The organism is Peribacillus sp. FW305-BF15, assembly GCF_058783805.1.
Genome location: NZ_JBYSYV010000012.1, coordinates 16,336 through 33,243 on the forward strand (window position 1 = coordinate 16,336; position 16,908 = coordinate 33,243).

16 protein-coding genes are annotated in these 16,908 nt (G+C 39.6%); 5 read left to right on the top strand and 11 right to left on the bottom strand.

Going from position 1 to position 16,908, the window contains the following annotated elements; genetic code table 11:
• Positions 1-49 precede the first annotated feature (49 nt).
• On the bottom strand, positions 50-1,507 hold the full coding sequence (locus AC3WLU_RS14380; protein WP_413005041.1) for a CoA-acylating methylmalonate-semialdehyde dehydrogenase: 1,458 nt from the start codon (positions 1,505-1,507) through the stop codon (positions 50-52).
• A gap of 214 nt (positions 1,508-1,721) precedes the next feature.
• Positions 1,722-2,270: a GNAT family N-acetyltransferase gene (locus AC3WLU_RS14385; protein ID WP_492597459.1), complete on the bottom strand. Its 549-nt coding sequence runs from the start codon at positions 2,268-2,270 to the stop codon at positions 1,722-1,724.
• A 120-nt stretch (positions 2,271-2,390) separates the two neighbouring features.
• On the opposite strand from AC3WLU_RS14385, the gene AC3WLU_RS14390 reads away from it, so the two are divergent.
• Entirely contained in the window at positions 2,391-3,347 is a 957-nt protein-coding gene (locus AC3WLU_RS14390; protein WP_427524780.1) for a D-2-hydroxyacid dehydrogenase, read from the top strand.
• Positions 3,348-3,531: 184 nt separating this feature from the next.
• A complete protein-coding gene (locus AC3WLU_RS14395) occupies positions 3,532-3,732 on the top strand; it encodes a cold-shock protein (RefSeq protein WP_029714163.1) in 201 nt (66 codons plus the stop codon).
• A 222-nt stretch (positions 3,733-3,954) separates the two neighbouring features.
• On the opposite strand, the gene AC3WLU_RS14400 is transcribed toward AC3WLU_RS14395, so the two are convergent.
• From AC3WLU_RS14400 to AC3WLU_RS14440, 9 genes are all read right to left on the bottom strand, one after another.
• Entirely contained in the window at positions 3,955-4,809 is an 855-nt protein-coding gene (locus tag AC3WLU_RS14400; RefSeq protein WP_197281826.1) for a crotonase/enoyl-CoA hydratase family protein, read from the bottom strand.
• Between the two features lie 205 nt (positions 4,810-5,014).
• Positions 5,015-6,007: an ABC transporter ATP-binding protein gene (locus tag AC3WLU_RS14405; RefSeq protein ID WP_048679436.1), complete on the bottom strand. Its 993-nt coding sequence runs from the start codon at positions 6,005-6,007 to the stop codon at positions 5,015-5,017.
• Between the two features lie 13 nt (positions 6,008-6,020).
• Positions 6,021-7,034 carry an ABC transporter ATP-binding protein gene (locus AC3WLU_RS14410; RefSeq protein WP_057277523.1) on the bottom strand — a complete coding sequence of 338 codons (1,014 nt, stop codon included), beginning with the start codon at positions 7,032-7,034 and terminating at the stop codon, positions 6,021-6,023.
• 49 nt (positions 7,035-7,083) lie between these two features.
• Entirely contained in the window at positions 7,084-8,013 is a 930-nt protein-coding gene (locus AC3WLU_RS14415; protein ID WP_057277522.1) for an ABC transporter permease, read from the bottom strand.
• Entirely contained in the window at positions 8,013-8,942 is a 930-nt protein-coding gene (locus tag AC3WLU_RS14420) for an ABC transporter permease (protein ID WP_034311122.1), read from the bottom strand. Before AC3WLU_RS14420 ends, AC3WLU_RS14415 begins: the two co-directional genes overlap by 1 nt.
• A 133-nt stretch (positions 8,943-9,075) precedes the next feature.
• A complete protein-coding gene (locus tag AC3WLU_RS14425; RefSeq protein ID WP_413005037.1) occupies positions 9,076-10,710 on the bottom strand; it encodes a peptide ABC transporter substrate-binding protein in 1,635 nt (544 codons plus the stop codon).
• A 685-nt stretch (positions 10,711-11,395) separates the two neighbouring features.
• Positions 11,396-11,830 carry a DMT family transporter gene (locus AC3WLU_RS14430; protein WP_098865135.1) on the bottom strand — a complete coding sequence of 145 codons (435 nt, stop codon included), beginning with the start codon at positions 11,828-11,830 and terminating at the stop codon, positions 11,396-11,398.
• Positions 11,831-11,985: 155 nt separating this feature from the next.
• Positions 11,986-12,564, bottom strand: a complete 579-nt coding sequence (locus tag AC3WLU_RS14435; RefSeq protein WP_057277520.1) for a GNAT family N-acetyltransferase — start codon at positions 12,562-12,564, stop codon at positions 11,986-11,988.
• 218 nt (positions 12,565-12,782) lie between these two features.
• Positions 12,783-13,247 carry an FAD-dependent oxidoreductase gene (locus AC3WLU_RS14440; protein ID WP_413005051.1) on the bottom strand — a complete coding sequence of 155 codons (465 nt, stop codon included), beginning with the start codon at positions 13,245-13,247 and terminating at the stop codon, positions 12,783-12,785.
• Positions 13,248-13,922: 675 nt separating this feature from the next.
• On the opposite strand from AC3WLU_RS14440, the gene AC3WLU_RS14445 reads away from it, so the two are divergent.
• From AC3WLU_RS14445 to AC3WLU_RS14455, 3 genes are all read left to right on the top strand, one after another.
• A complete protein-coding gene (locus tag AC3WLU_RS14445) occupies positions 13,923-14,552 on the top strand; it encodes a CAP domain-containing protein (RefSeq protein ID WP_098865132.1) in 630 nt (209 codons plus the stop codon).
• Between the two features lie 590 nt (positions 14,553-15,142).
• Entirely contained in the window at positions 15,143-16,024 is an 882-nt protein-coding gene (locus AC3WLU_RS14450) for a helix-turn-helix domain-containing protein (RefSeq protein ID WP_492597460.1), read from the top strand.
• Between the two features lie 169 nt (positions 16,025-16,193).
• Entirely contained in the window at positions 16,194-16,793 is a 600-nt protein-coding gene (locus tag AC3WLU_RS14455; RefSeq protein ID WP_413003429.1) for an exonuclease domain-containing protein, read from the top strand.
• Positions 16,794-16,908 lie beyond the last annotated feature (115 nt).

A 16,908-nucleotide genomic window follows, 5' to 3' on the forward strand; every position in this document is an offset into this window, starting at 1 on the left:
ATGTATAAAGGAAGGCCGACCACAAATTGCGCCGACCCCCTTTTTCCTATCAGTATCTTGCCGTTAACATTTTCTTTCTCGTGTAAAATTCCACGCCGTCTTTCCCATTGGCATGAAGGTCCCCATAAAACGAACTTTTATATCCGGAAAATGGAAAGAATGCCATTGGCGCGGGTACCCCAAGGTTAATGCCAAGCATCCCTGCATCAATTTCTTCGCGAAATTCCCGGATGGCTTTTGCACTATCCGTATAGAGGCAGGCACCATTGGCAAATTCGGATTGATTGGTCAATTCAATTGCTTCTTCAAGAGTATTAACTCGTACTATGGATAAGACAGGAGCAAAAATTTCATCACTCCATATTTTCATGTTTGTTTTTACATGATCAAATAATGTCGGTCCAACGTAATAGCCTTTTTCCTGATCGCCTTCATTCCTGCCATCACGAAGGAGGACAGCTCCTTCTTTTTCCCCGATTTCAATATATTGTTCTGTTCTTTTTTTATGAGTATCACGGATTACAGGTCCCAGGAAAACGTCCTTATCCATTCCATTTCCAATCTTGATGTTATCCGCTGCAGCCTTTAATTTCCCAACGAGCGTATCTCCCACTTCTCCCACCGCAACAACCACTGACGCAGCCATGCAGCGCTCGCCTGCAGATCCGAAAGCTGCATTCGTTATGTTCGTTACGGCATTATCCAAATCTGCATCAGGCATGACGATCGAATGATTTTTCGCACCCGATAAAGCCTGGACACGTTTTTTATAGGCAGCTGCCGTTTTGTATACATACTCTGCGACAGGCTGGGATCCCACAAATGATACCGCTTTAATGTCTTCATGTTCCAAAATCCCATTCACGACATCGTGGGCACCATGGACAATATTGACAACACCATCCGGAACACCGGCTTCTGTCAATAATTCCACGAGACGGTTGGCCAAAAGCGGTGTCCGTTCTGAAGGTTTTAAGATAAACGTATTTCCACAAGCTATTGCCAGCGGGAACATCCAACATGGCACCATCATCGGGAAATTAAACGGCGTAATCCCGGCAACGACACCCATTGGATAACGATACATGCCAGATTCAATGCCTGGGGAAATATCAGGAAGCTGACTTCCCATCATCAAGGTAGGGGCACCTGCTGCGAACTCCACGCATTCAATCCCGCGCTGAACCTCACCATATGCTTCTGTATAGCTTTTTCCGTTTTCCATAGTGACCAGCTTTGCAAGCTCATCCCAGTGTTCAATCAGTAATTGCTGGTAACGGAATAAGAAGCGAGCTCTTTTTGGAACGGCGACCTTTTTCCATTCTTTATACGCCTTTTTAGCAACCTCCACCGCTTGGTTTACATCTTCCTTTGTTGAAAGGGGTACGATTGCCAATGCTTCTCCTGTTGCCGGGTTAGGCACTTGTTCATGTTTCGAAGTTGTGGAATCAACCCATTTGCCACCGATATAATTTTTCAAGGTTTCTACTTCATTGATAACTGTCATTAAATAAACCCTCCATTTCAACACGATTTCATAGTTTCATTATATTTTTCTAAACGACTTTTTACATTAGACGTTTTGTATAGTTTTTGATTCAATATTTGCACATATTGTTTGTTTCTGGCTTTCCACCATAATCAACAACAGAAATTCACGATTTCGCAAACGATGTATATTTTTCTTATACTTTCCCTTTAATCAGCTGACTACGCGGCCATCATTTTATAATGGAATATAGCTTTAGATCTTGATGCTTCCCCTTGACGAACATTCCTTTTCTGATGATTCCCTCAAAAGACATACCAGCCTTTTGCATGACTCGCTCTGAAACTGAATTTTCAACGAAGCACCTTGCTTGTATTCGAACTAGGTTCATATTTTCGAAGCCAAAGGCGATTATCTTTTGGGCTGCCTCCGTCATCAAGCCACTCCCCCAATATTCTGGTGCAAGCACATACCCTATTTCCGCACGATGATGGTCAACCTGCCATGAAACAAAATCAATGGTACCTATCAGCTTACCGCTTTCCTTGTGTTCTATGCCCCATGGAGCGATTTTCTTACCCTCATAATTTTGAAGGATAAATCGGATAAAATCTTTTGTATCACTTAGGGAACGATGGGCTTCCCAGGTGACGTAACGGGAAACTTCATTGTTGGATGCATAAGCGAACATGTCTTCGGCATCATTCATGGTGACTTTCCTCATGATCAATCGTTTTGATTCCAGGGCAGGCAGCTGTCCATATATCTCTTTCACGTTCATGATTACACCCCATTCCATTGATTATTAGTATTATAGCAAGATTGGTAAGCAATCGCCTTCCCAATTGAAATATTATCGAAATTTACGTATAATTCAGAAAAAATATCCTGGAGGATAATTATGTCAAAAAGAAAACTCATAATAAGCCAAAATTTGAATGAAATCTTATTACAGAAGATCCAAGAATTGATTCCCGAGTGGACTGTTATCACCGGGAGATCCCCGGAAAAATGGAGAGATCATATTGCCGATGCAGAAGTCATCGCAGGCTGGAAAGCGGAAATGTCTGTATCGATTGCTGCAAGCGATGTTAAATGGATCCAGACATGGAGTGCAGGAGTGAATGCTTTACCCCTGGACAATTTAGAACAAAAGAATGTTCAGATTACAACTGCAAACGGCGTTCATGCGTATCCCATTTCAGAGACAATTTTCGCGTTAATGCTTGCCTTAACAAGAAAAGTAGATACATATATTAAGCAACAGCAGACAAGGACCTGGCATCACGCACATATGAAGCAGGAAATTCATGAAAAGACCATCGGAATCATCGGTGTCGGGAAAATCGGAAAGGAAACCGCAAAAATTGCCAAGGCTTTTGGCATGACCGTATTAGGGATGCGCCATTCCGGTAAATCAGAAGAATTCGTAGATGAGATGTTCACACAAAAACAATTGATTGATCTTCTTCCTAGGTGTGATTATATTGTCGTGACATTACCATTGACCCCAGAAACAAGGAATATGTTCGGTAAAAACGAATTCAAGTTAATGAAGCGCTCCGCATTTTTCATTAATATAGGAAGGGGAAACCTGGTCATTCAAAACGAATTGATTCAAGCGCTTAAGGACAAAGATATTGCAGGTGCTGGTCTTGATGTGTTTGAAACGGAGCCACTACCTGAGAAAAGCCCTTTATGGGAGTTGAACAACGTAATCATCACGCCGCACACATCCGGAAATACGGAATTTTACGACCAAAGGCTAATTCAGGATATTTTCATGCCGAATTTAAAGGACTATCTAAATGGTAAAACACCTTCAACAAATTTACTTGATTACAAAAAAGGGTATTAAGAATTGTTCATTTTCTGTATACATTAATAATCTTTCCTTGTTAGCTTGCAGATTCCGACATTATCTGTTATATTTAAAAAGAATTATTTTTGTTCGGGAAGATTGATAAGTGAAAAACTTTTCGTCTAATGATTGAGCAAGGGTAGTAACACAATGTGTGGATTCACACTAGGAGGCAACAACAATGGAACAAGGTAAAGTAAAATGGTTTAACGCAGAAAAAGGATTTGGCTTCATCGAACGCGAAAACGGAGACGATGTATTCGTACATTTCTCAGCTATCCAAAGCGAAGGATTCAAATCATTAGACGAAGGTCAAGAAGTTACTTTTGAAGTTGAGCAAGGTCAACGTGGACCCCAAGCTACTAACGTTCAAAAAGCATAATTTTAAATACAATATATAACGGACCCTACTTGTAGGGTCTGTTTTTTTTTGATCAAAAAAACAATCATAAAAAAACCCTATTCACAGGGAATAGGGAACATGAAACAAGTTTAGTAAATGGTAAACCTAGTATAACACACTAAGAAAAGAAACCCTAATTTATCCGAAAAGTAAAAATTATCAAGCACTTCCGAAGCCCTCGATATCGACCTTACCATTCATTCATTTCTTATCCGCTTCATATGTTCGATCCGTTCCCCACGGATAAAACGGAGGCATATCCGTGCTGCTTTTCATTTTGAAATCGGCTTTCCTTTTTTCGAGAAAAGCTTCAATTCCTTCTAGTGCATCAGCTTGTTTTCCGGTCCAATGAATCATTTTCGATTCTATTTTGTGTGATTCAACAGGATGGTTCGCACCGAGCATGGACCACATTAACTGCCTGGATAGCGTCACAGAGACGGAAGATGTATTTTCCGCAATGTCTGTCGCAATCTCCATTGCTGCAGACATCAATTCTTCTGGCTCGACGATCTTGTTTACCAGCCTTCCCTCATATGCTTCACTGGCCGTAATCATCCTGCCGGTAAAAATCCATTCGGAAGCTTTGCCCATTCCGACAAGTCTAGGCAAGAACCAGCCGCTGCATGCCTCCATCGTTATCCCCCGCCTTGCAAATACAAAACCCATCTTTGCATCTGTTGAAGCAATTCTAATGTCCATGGGCAAAGTCATTGTTATCCCGATCCCGACTGCCGCTCCATTAATGGCTGCTATCATAGGTTTCTTCATCTCAAAAATCCGTAATGACAACATTCCTCCTGCATCGCGATATTCAACCAAAGGAGTGTGATCCATAAACGTTTCTGCACCTTTTTCCAAATCCATTCCAGCACAAAAAGCATCCCCAGCGCCAGTTAATATGACGGCTCTTACGTCATCATTTTCATCCGCTTCATTAAAAGCGCGAATCATCTCCTCACACATCTTTTCATTGAAAGCATTCATTCTCTCTGGACGATTAAGAGTAACAATCATGACACGATCGACGATCTCACTAGTTATCGTGGAATACAATAACAGTCCCTCCTTCTCTCACAAATTGAAACATTCAACAGAATTTTATATTTACATATAATTACATTTTATATGTTTTAATTTCAGATTCCTAGTTTTTTATTTTGACATGCTGATAAATAATTTGATAATCGTTTCTATTCTAAAAATATTTTACATAAATGTGTAAAAAAAGACCAGTCGCAAATGCAACTGGTTTTTTTGTTTACCAATATAAATGACAAGCAACGAAATGCCCTGGTTTTTGTTCTTTCCATTCAGGTACAGCACTGGAGCATATCTCCATCGCCTTAGGGCAGCGCGTCCGAAATACACAGCCGCTCGGCGGATTGATCGGACTTGGTACATCACCTTTAAGGACGATCCTTTCCCGTTTAATAGTCGGGTCTGGTATCGGCACTGCGGATAGCAAGGCCTGTGTGTATGGGTGTAGCGGATCTTTCGTTAAAGAATCACTATCCGAAAGTTCCATCATTCTTCCAAGGTACATGACTAAAATGCGATCTGAAATATACTTGACCATCGATAAATCATGCGCGATGAATAAATAAGTCAATCCCATTTCTTTTTGCAGTTCTTTTAATAAGTTAACCACTTGGGCCTGTATCGAAACATCCAAGGCAGAGATTGGTTCATCACAAACGATGAATTTAGGATTTAATGCCAATGCCCTTGCAATTCCAATACGCTGGCGCTGACCACCACTGAATTCATGCGGAAAACGAGTGATATGTTCCGGACTTAAACCAACCAGCTTTAATAGGTCTTCCACCCGTTTTCTTCGCTCTTTACCTTTTGATATCCCATGAATGGCAAGTGGTTCCCCAATCAATTCCTCCACCTTCATCCTTGGGTTCAAGGATGCGTAAGGATCTTGGAAAATCATTTGTATTTCACGGCGGATATGTGACATTTCCCCAGGTTTGTAATCGAAAATATTTTTCCCCTGAAAAAGAACTTCTCCATCTGTCGGTTCATATAATCGAGTGATTGTACGACCTGCAGTCGACTTACCGCAACCGCTTTCCCCAACAAGACCGACAGTTTCCCCTGGATAGATTTTGAGATCCAAACCATCTACCGCTTTCAGCGATTGAGAACCGATAGGAAAATGCTTCTTCAGATTCTTTATTTCAACAAGAGGAGAATTTTCGTTGTATGTCTTTTCTTTTACGGCCTTATTTTTCAGTGAAACCATTGGTTCTCCTCCTTTATACGTTAGTCGGTGCTTGTACCTGTGCTGCCTTGGCCATCGGGTGGTGCAGCCAGCATGCGGCTGTCTGACCTTCTTCCACTACTTCAAGCTCCGGATCATGGTCTTTGCACACTTTCATTGCTGATTCACATCTTGGGTAAAATGGGCATCCTTTTGGCGGATCCAATAAATCAGGTGGTGATCCGATAATCGGAACCAACGGAGCCGTTTTTTCCATATCCAGCCTCGGCACCGTTTTAAGCAAACCTCTTGTATAAGGATGCTGCGGGTTTGAAAATATTGCCTCTACCGTACCCGTCTCCACAACCTTGCCTGCATACATGACGACTACCCGTTCACAAGTTTCCGCAACCACACCTAAATCATGAGTGATTAAAATGATGGAAGTATCCATTCTTCGTTGGATATCTTTCATCAGTTCCAAAATTTGCGCTTGTATCGTTACATCCAATGCAGTTGTAGGTTCATCGGCAATCAGTAATTTCGGTTCACAAGCAAGGGCCATCGCTATCATTGCCCTTTGGCGCATACCACCTGAAAACTCATGCGGATATTGCTGCATCCTTTTTTCCGGCTGTGGAATACCTACTAGTTTCAGTGTTTCCAACGCCCGTTCGTATGCATCATTTCGGGACATATTTTTATTATGCTTTAAAATGCCTTCCATGATCTGGCTGCCGATTTTTGTCGTTGGATTGAGCGAAGTCATCGGATCCTGGAAAATCATGCTGATTTCATTCCCGCGAATCTTCTGCATTTCCTTTTCACTCATTTTAAGAAGGTCTTTACCGCCAAAGTTTATCGACCCTTTTCCATACTCTGCCGGGGGTGTTTCCAATAATCTCATGATAGATTTCGCTGTAACACTTTTGCCGCATCCGGACTCCCCAACAATTGCAACGGCTTCCCCTTTTTTCACGCCAAAGTTCACACCGCGAACCGCTTGCACTTTACCTGCATAAGTATGGAAAGTGATTTGTAAATCGTTGACTTCTAATAGGTTCTCCATCATCGTCCCTCCTATTCTAGTAATATCAAATCATTATGTTAGGACTCATTTATTTCCGTAGTTTTGGATCTAAGGCATCCTGCAATCCGTCACCAGCCACATTGAACGCGAACATCGTTAAGGAAATCAATATTGCCGGGATTAACAGTTGATAGAAATTCCCTACCAGAATGCTTCCCAGTGCATCACTTGTCAATGTTCCCCAGCTTGCCTGAGGTGCCGGAACTCCCAGTCCCAAAAAGCTAAGTGTAGCTTCGGCAAAAATGGCAGTAGGTACAGTCAACGTTAAATTGACAAGGATCGGTCCCATTGTATTTGGAATCATGTGTTTTCTTAAAGTCCAGCTCGTATTGGCTCCAGAGATTGTAGCAGCATGGATATATTCATTCTCTTTCAGTTGTAAAACCTGGCCCCGTACCAGTCGCGCCATCGGAATCCACCCCGTAATCGACATCGCAATGATGATCGGCAGAATACCAGGTTTTAATACGACCATCATTAAGATAACCATCAATAGGTATGGAATCGCATAGATCACCTCAGCGAAACGCATCATGATATTATCCGTGCGTCCACCGCGAATGGCAGAAATCCCGCCATAAAGGACACCAATTAAAAAGTCGATAAGCGCTGCCATCAATCCAATGAACAAGGATATCCTTGCACCGTACCAAGCTCGCGTAAATAGATCCCTTCCTGATGAATCCGTTCCAAACCAATGCTCGCTATTTGGGCTAAGATTCTTTTTATCGAAATCTTGTCCATAATAAGTATATCCGTTAATGTACGGACCAAAAATCGCCATCAAGACCAAGAGGATTATAAGAATAAACCCCGTCATCGCCAGCTTATTTTCTTTAAATCGACGCCAGACGTCAGACCAATATGAAACTGTAGGTCTTGCTATTTTTTCCGCTTCCTTAAAGTTGCCGTCGGCGGGTTGGAACATATCTTCGGTTAAATGCACTTTATCTGCCATTATTTCTTCTCCCCCGTCACTTTAATTCTAGGATCAATCAACGTATAGGCTATATCAACGATGAATATCAATAAAATAAGCACCGCACTATACACAATTGTGGAACCAAGAATCACCGGGTAGTCCCTGTTGGATATTCCCTTTACGAACATATCTCCCATGCCAGGAATACCAAAAATTCGTTCAATGATGAAGCTTCCTGTCACGATATTAGCCGTAAGGATGCCCAGAACCGTGATAATCGGCAATAACGCATTCCGAATCGCATGTTTGATTATGACACCGCTCCGTTTCAATCCTTTGGCTTTTGCTGTCAAAATGTAATCCTGCCCCATTACTTCAAGCATGCTTGTCCGCATCAGTCTCGCGATGAAAGCAAGCGGCATCATGGAAAGGGCAATGGATGGTAAAATGGTATGCTGCCATGTCGCCCATGTAGCAACAGGGAATATATTCCACTTAATTGCAAAATAATTGATTAAAATAGTCGCCAGGATAAAGTTAGGAACGGAAATCCCTACGATGGCAATGATCATTGATAAATAGTCGGGCCATTTATTTCTTTTCAGTGATGCCACGACACCCAAAATGAGGCCAAAGAAGATGGCAATCACCAAGGCTTGTGCCCCTAAGTGCAAGGACACCGGAAACCCCTTCAAAATGTAATCATTCACGGAAATGGATGAGGATTTCAATGAAGGACCAAAATCAAATTGAACGACTTCCAATAAATAATTCCCATATTGGGTCAACAACGGCTTGTCCAATCCATAGTGGACTTGAAGGTTTTCATAAACAGCAGGAGGCATGGCTCCTTCTTTTGCAAATGGATTTCCCGGAATCGTATGCATTATGATGAACGTTAATGTAATAACAGCCCATAAAGTAATAATCGCCCATTTAAAACGGTTTAATGTATATCTCAACATGGTAATCACCCCAATCATCGATTTTCTAAGAAGTTGAAAACGGAAATGAATGCATGAAATATTCAAATTCGCAATTGAAAAATGGGGTATGTCCTTAATCGGACATACCTCCCATTTCACTATTATCCTTCTATTATTTTTTATCCGCGTAAATAAAGTTCGGATAAGCGTTAATTGGAGCATAAACTCCAGTAACATTCGATTTAACCATATATGGTTTAGTATAGAAGTAAACCGGAAGGATCGGCATTTCGTCAATCATGACTTTCTCTGCTTTATGCAAAGCATCCATGCGTTCTTTTGGATCCATTGTAGATTTTGCTTCTTTTAATAAATTATCATATTCTTTGTTTGACCAACCTGCATCATTATAGGCGCCGTCCGTTTCCCAAAGCATGAATGTCATCGGGTCAACATAGTCTCCAACCCATCCTGCACGGGAAATTTCAAAGTCACCAGCTTTTTCACGGTCAAGCTTAACTTGGAATTCCGCATTTTCAAGTGTCACTTCAACACCCAGGTTATCACGCCACATTCCTTGAACCGCTTCAGCAATTTTCTTGTGTGAATCTAAAGTGTTATACAAAATTGAAAACTCAGGTAATTCTTTCATGCCTTCTTCAGCAAGTCCTTCTTTTAACAATTTCTTAGCTTCTTTAACATCTTCCTTAAATAGGTTACCTGTATTTTCCTGGAAATCTCCAGATGCATCAGGAATACCCGGAGGGACTACGCCGAAAGCAGGCTTTTGTCCGCCTTGAGCAACATTTTCGGTGATTTTTTGACGCTCGATAGCCATCGAAAGCGCTTTCCTTACTTTAGCATTATTGAAAGGTTTCACTTCTGTATTAAAGTTGTAATAGTAAACGGCAAGTTCTTTGCCCATTTTGAATTCTTTATCATCAGAATTGACCATTTGACCTTGAATATCCACTGGCAGTGGATAAGCGAGGTCCAATTCGCCACTCTGATACATTTGCCATGCAGTATTTTCATCTTCAATTAGAGCAAAGTTAACCGCATCCAATTTGATTTTATCTTTATCGTAGTAATTTTCATTCTTTTCGATTTTCAGGCTTTCTTTATGTTTCCACTCCGTTAATTTGAACGGACCGTTTGAAACGTGTGTTTTTGCATCCAGAGCCCATTTTGGATTTTCTTCCTGTACCTTTTTATCGATTGGATAGAAAGTATAGAAAGAAGTCAAGTCAAGGAAATATGGTGTAGGCTGTTCCAAAGTAACGACTAATGTATGATCGTCTGTCGCTTTAACGCCTACGTCCTCTTCCTTCCCTTTCTTACTGTTGTATGCTTCCCCGCCTTTAAGATAATAAAGTTGGTAAGCATAATCAGCAGCTGTTTCCGGTTTCAAAGCATATTTCCAAGCATATTCGAAGTCATTGGCTGTAAGCGGATCTCCATTTGACCATTTCAAACCATCTTTCAATTTGAATGTCCAAGTTAATCCATCTTCACTGATTTCCCATGATTCAGCAGAACCAGGTACGATTTTGCCCTCTTCTGTTTTCTTTGTGAGTCCCTCAAACGTATGTTCAAGGATCCATGATTCATGAGTACCTTGCGCATTGGCAGGGTGAAGCGAACCAGGTTCACTTGAGTTGTTTACGTTTAATACTTTTGATCCGGATGAGTCACCCGAGCCGCCTTCTTTTTCATTCGAAGTTTCCTTCGAACCGCCGTTGCATGCCGCAAGCATAAGCATGATGGCCATAAGAAGAGCAAGCACTGAAAATTTAGACTTTTTCAAAAAATATTCCCCCTCATCTTTAATCTTTCTTAGAATATTCCCATTTAAGAGATTATCCTTCTAACACCTATTAATCTTCCGTATAGTACATATAATGATTGCGAGGAAAAGTAGAAGCATTCATTGCAGGAATTCACCAAAAACAATTAGCGAACCGTTTGCATAAATCTTAATTTCTACCTAAAAAAAGCAATTAATGCAGTTTACTAGGTATAAAATCACCTTTTTTTCACCTCGCCAAGGATACTATACCTCGAATTAAAGATGTTGAATTTTAAGTATATTACGAATAAACCAAAAAATCAATAAACCGGTGAGTACTTTTTCACAATATAGTAATTAATTGCTAATCAATTCGATCTAGATACTAGGTAAATAGAAATGATCACCTAAAAGGACTTCCGACTTCCAGGTGTTTTTACAAACCCCTCTAAATCAGTATTCATATAGGTTCTCTTGTCTATTTATTTCTCAATATTCTAATAATTCATATCAGATTGATTACTAAGACAACTTTCCTAGCAAACTATCCCCTCTCAAATAATATATTTTAGCAGAATAATGCATTACTTGATTAAAATATTTAGTTTTCTTTAATCAATCTCCAAATAATAGGCATTAACTATAGGGGAATAGAAATATTCCCCTATATGTACCCGTCGTTTCAATGAAAAGTGCCCCTTCTTCATTTATGATTAAACAAATATAATGACACGAAAAGTAAACAAATTCCTGCCACCTTTTTCGCATCCAATGGGATGCGTACGCCTCCGAATAAACCGAAATGGTCAATGACTGCCCCAATAATTATCTGGCCTGCTATAACCCCGACCAATGCCGGTGCCACTCCAATCCGAGGCACTACCAATACGATCACAATGACATAAATAGCCCCTAACAGCCCGCCTGTTAATTGCCATTTGGGTACAGACGCGATGGCAGAAATATTTCCATTTCCCGCAAACAAAACAATAAATAATAAAGCGAGAGTCCCGATTCCAAACGAAATGAAGGAAGCTTCAATGACCCCCACTTTTTTTCCTAATCCACCATTGATTTGTCCTTGTATGGCAATGGTGATTCCGCCCAGGACCGCAAGCAACGGAAATAATATCTTCACAATGATTTTGCTCCTTTTTATGTCCATCCGGACTGATTAATGAATTCGCATACCATTTTAACATGAAAAATATGTATATTGTCCTTTACTGATATAAAATCATCTGCAAATAAAAAAACTGGCACTTTGGGCCAGCTGCAATCTTCTATACCAAACTAAAATCTATATGATTCCTGAACACTTTGTTGCCTTAACTGGCAATACTCCGTACTCAACAAGGAAAATACCAGGGCATCATGGTACTGGTCACGAAGAAATAGATAACTTCTGAGGCTGCCTTCCTCTTTGAATCCAAATTTCTTCAGAAGGTTTCTGGATGCAATATTATCCTTGAAAGTTAAAGCGGCGATTCTGTTTAGTCTCAATTCCTCAAAGCAATAGCGCAATACTACGTTGACAGCTTCAGACGTAAAGTGTTTCCTCCAATATTCAGGATGGATTTCATATCCTATTTCGGTGCGTTTGTTGGCTAGGCTCAATTGATGCAGGCCAACAGTACCGATGAACTTGCCTGAATCCTTTAGAATGACCCCCCACCGCATCCCTCGTTTGTTTATATAAGCACTTTTAAACGAGTCGATTAAGCGGCGGGCATCTTCTACTAGAGTTAAACTTTCTATCCCATCATATTTGGTCACTTCATCTTTAGAGAGGATTTCAAACAGACTCTCGGCATGATGGTGACCTATTTCGATTAAATGCAGTCTTTCTGTTTCCAATTCCTTAAACCACATCGAAGAATCCCTCCCGTATATTCAGCTGTCTACTTAATTCTATTCAAGATGAAGAGATACCTGTCTTAATGGACAATACTTTTTGAAAAATGCCTTAATCCCTGATTATTTTGGGAACGGTTGACACTGTAAACCGTCACATTCCCGCCATAACCCAATAAGAAGTAGAATTAGGATGGTCAGGATACATTCCTATTGTCGGTAAACCATCATGGATCTCACAAAGCTCCCCAATAATAATCAGCCCAGATCCGATTCTCTAATTCTGGAAACAGATTGACAAGCTGCTTTATTAATTTATCTCTATTGTTCAAAATCATTGGAACCCTTTTATTCAGATAACCGGTCGATTCATCAAGACCACCAATGTTAATTCGATTGCCAGGAGTTTTTCTTGCATACAAATAAGGCCGTGCCGTTTCCCAAATCATCATATTATCATGCCATTGAACTTGACCGGCTATTTGATTTGTTGCTATGGCATATGAACTGAGAACCACTGCATTTTTATCCTTAACTTCTTTTTGGGCTTCATAACCAGTTGCGAAGATGACCGTCTGTGCATGTACCGTATGACCCGTTTCGATAAATAACTGGGTTTGATTCTCTTTTAGTATCTTTCCATTGATTTTTGTTTTTGCATAGACACGTACGCCTTTCGAAAACGAAAATTTCCGGTTAATCTCTTTTTCAGTATAATATTCAACAGGGAAATTTCGGGTTTTAAGATTCCTATATTCTCTTTAAGCTTAGAAACATCCATGGGGTTGGATGCATAGTACAAGCTTTTTCTACTCATTTGAAAACTGTAAAAGTCCAGTGTTCGCAACCGTACTTCCTTCACTAGCATCCCTTTTATCGATCAGGAAAAAAATCAGACCAGTCTCTGTCAAAAAATAGGCACAGTGTGCATAAACCGCTTCCTTCTATACAAACATCACATGGAAGGTCTTCCTCCAACATGGGATATTTTCTCGCTTCAAATGTATCTTTGCAAAACACTTTCCCTGCCTTTAAATCCATACAAGCTCCACCCTTGGGATAATTAATTAGTTTCAACCTTTTTAGTTCCATATAACTATATCGTTTTGATGTACTTGTTATTTCCCTGAAAAACATGGCCTGCAAACGTAAAATGATTCTTTTTTTCCAGAAATTCAGCATTCCAATTTATCAAATAGACCTATGATTTTCATTTACCATATAATCTGCCAAGTTATATGGACCCTTATTATGTATATTCTTATACTATCCTTTTTCCTAGTCCTATAAAGAATGAGAATGAGCTAATTTTACACAAAACTATTTTTATAGGATACTATATTACCAATCCAGATATTCTACTAGGAGGAATTAAAATGAAGAAAATCATCCTTTTATCAGCACTGTCACTATCACTTCTATCTCCAAAAGTTGCTTTGGGAGCGAATACATACGAGGTGGCAGAAGGAGATACCTTAACGAAAATCGCTTCTGAATATGATGTCAGCATTGACGAATTACTTAAATCGAACTCTGCTATAAACGATGCAAATCAAATTCGAATCGGACAAATCATAAATCTTCCCGAATCATCCATTACCACGGTTAATCGCAAAGAAAGTCAATCAGTTGAACAGCAGGTCCTTAGTTTAGTTAATGAAGAACGGGCAAAATCGGGCCTCCCTTCACTTAAAATGGATACAGCCATTTCCAACGTAGCCATTCTAAAATCTGAGGATATGCGTGATAATAATTATTTCAATCATACAAGCCCCAGTTATGGATCGCCTTTCGATATGATGAAATCCTTTGGGATCAGTTACGAGTATGCAGGGGAAAATATCGCAGCAGGTCAACCTAGTGCGGATGCTGTCATGAAATCATGGATGAACAGCCCCGGACATAAGGCGAATATCCTTAACAAGAACTATACGCACATTGGAATCGGGCATGTAACTGGAGGGAAATACGCCCACTATTGGACCCAACAATTCATTGGAAATTAAAAGCTTCAGAGGCGGCAGATTGCCGCCTCTAAGTTTGTCGACACAACTCTCCCCCGGACCATGATTATATAAGGAAACTTGGTTATCCTTCATGTATTTTTACCTATTTGGAATGAAACCCCATTAGATTGAAGAAATTTGCGACACTCCTGCCGAAAAACTGGCTAGCCGAGACCCCACAGACGCTTGCGTCGAGCAGGCTTGGCAGACAGTCGGCGGAAAAGAAGTGGATTTCTGAAATCAACTGCAACTTTTTTCAAATAAAAAACTGTAGACTAGCTCGATTTTCATCGAATTTGTCTACAGTCTGAGAGGCGGCGATTGCCGCCTCTTTTTATTTATTCTTATATTCCAAGTCTAATGATTGCTATTATCAATGATTATATACCTTTCTCACTTTATATCGAAAAGACGTAATTTCAGTTTGATCGCTTCAATAAGAAAACATTCTTCGTTATTTTTTAGTTGGTTGGATACCCAAGGAATACACGTAAAGTAGTTATACCATACTATCTTTCAATTATCTTACTGATAAAAATTAAATTATGTTAAAATAGAATTCTAGACATAGGTACAAAGGGGCAATTGTAATGAAAATAGAGGTTGGCTCTGTTATCAACGAATTACGAATAAAACAAAATCTTACAAGAGAAGAACTGACTAAGGATATATGTGAACCTAATGCCCTGACAGATTATGAAAGAAGCATCACTTCTCCAACCATTGATGAATTGGCACTTTTTGCGGATAAACTTAGAGTTGACCTGCCGTATTTCTTCACTACCAAAAATGAACCGATCTATAATTACATAGAAACCATTAAACTTTTGATTAACAAATACAAACGCACACGTAATTATGAAGCAATTTATGAAATCATTCAAAAAGAAATGGCAACTGCACCGGAAAAATCGATATCATTTTATCAATTCTTAAAATGGCATGAAGGTATCTCTTTTTTTTATTTGTACAATGACAAACAAAAGGCTATTGAATTATTGAATGAAGCTATGCAGATTACCATGGGTAAACGGGTCATTCTTCATCAACAGGAGATAGAAGTTTTAAATAGTATCGGGATCATCCATTTTAAAACGAAGAATTATGAAGAGGCCATCATCATCTTCAATGATGCACTGGAATTTATCGAGAATATTCCCCATGTGAACCAAGAAGGTACCATTATCGTGAAGATCATTCATGGATTAGCTCAAACATTGACTGAACTTCATTATTATCAAGAATCATTAAATTATACTCTTAAAGGGATCAACATTTGTAATTCGATAGAATCATTATATTTATATGCGGAACTCCATCTTTTAACTGGTAAGAATCTGGTTCATCTGCAACAACCTGAAGAAGGACTGCACTATATAAAGCAATCCAAAAACATTTTCAGTCTTCAAAAAAACGAAGAATTCGTACAAATTGCCGAACATGAAATGGAAAACATTTTGCACTGCATATGAACATGGATAAAAAAGATAGAGATTGCTTAAAAATCTCTATCTTTTTTTAGTATCGTTAGTTCACCCTTACCTTCAATATTTCAAATCCTTTAAAACGATCATAATGCTTTCAATAGCCATTCTATGTCAGCTATAATAGAAGAATGTAACCCAACTGGAGGAAAAAAAATTGACTAATAGATTAGGTTTAGTACTGGATGTAGAAACTACTGGTTTACGTCCCTCTTCAGATGAAATTATCGAACTTGCCCTTATACTCTTTACATACAGCAGTGAAACAGGGGAAATCATTAATCTTATTGATCAAGAATCATTTTTAAGGGAGCCTCTCTCCTATGGAGCAAGAAGGAATTATGATCAAGCATACAGAATTCATGGAATTCCATACAGCTCCGTAGTAGGAAAGAGTTTTCATGACGAAAAAATTAAAACCTTCATTGACCGTACCGATTCGATTTTCGCACACAATGCTTCTTTCGATAGAAGTTTTCTCTACCAAATGTATCCGGAAATCAATGATCAAAAGTGGTACTGTACGATGCGTAATGTACCTTGGAAGCAATATGGATTTGAGAATAGTAAACTCTTAACATTACTGCAGGCACATAATATCACCAACTTTCAAACACATAGGGCCATGGACGATATATCTTACCTAATGGAGCTTATGAGAAAACCAGGTCCTTCTGGCCATCCTTATTTGAAGGATGTCATTGCAAAAAATCCAATGAAGAAATATGCACCTGCCACTCAAAAGACAAGGGTATAACAGCTGTTTAAATACTTTTCACTCTTGTACAGGTTGCGCCATAGTTTTGTCACTATAATCGCTTTTTGACATCTTTCCCTTTCCTTGTGAGCAGGAAGCGCTTGGCACATATATT

Coding starts and splice junctions, on each gene's coding strand:
- AC3WLU_RS14380 (WP_413005041.1), bottom strand. CDS start 1,507: ATGACAGTTATCAATGAAGTAGAAACCTTGAAAAATTATATCGGTGGC.
- AC3WLU_RS14385 (WP_492597459.1), bottom strand. CDS start 2,270: ATGAACGTGAAAGAGATATATGGACAGCTGCCTGCCCTGGAATCAAAA.
- AC3WLU_RS14390 (WP_427524780.1), top strand. CDS start 2,391: ATGTCAAAAAGAAAACTCATAATAAGCCAAAATTTGAATGAAATCTTA.
- AC3WLU_RS14395 (WP_029714163.1), top strand. CDS start 3,532: ATGGAACAAGGTAAAGTAAAATGGTTTAACGCAGAAAAAGGATTTGGC.
- AC3WLU_RS14405 (WP_048679436.1), bottom strand. CDS start 6,007: ATGGTTTCACTGAAAAATAAGGCCGTAAAAGAAAAGACATACAACGAA.
- AC3WLU_RS14410 (WP_057277523.1), bottom strand. CDS start 7,034: ATGGAGAACCTATTAGAAGTCAACGATTTACAAATCACTTTCCATACT.
- AC3WLU_RS14415 (WP_057277522.1), bottom strand. CDS start 8,013: ATGGCAGATAAAGTGCATTTAACCGAAGATATGTTCCAACCCGCCGAC.
- AC3WLU_RS14420 (WP_034311122.1), bottom strand. CDS start 8,942: ATGTTGAGATATACATTAAACCGTTTTAAATGGGCGATTATTACTTTA.
- AC3WLU_RS14435 (WP_057277520.1), bottom strand. CDS start 12,564: ATGTGGTTTAAGGAATTGGAAACAGAAAGACTGCATTTAATCGAAATA.
- AC3WLU_RS14445 (WP_098865132.1), top strand. CDS start 13,923: ATGAAGAAAATCATCCTTTTATCAGCACTGTCACTATCACTTCTATCT.
- AC3WLU_RS14450 (WP_492597460.1), top strand. CDS start 15,143: ATGAAAATAGAGGTTGGCTCTGTTATCAACGAATTACGAATAAAACAA.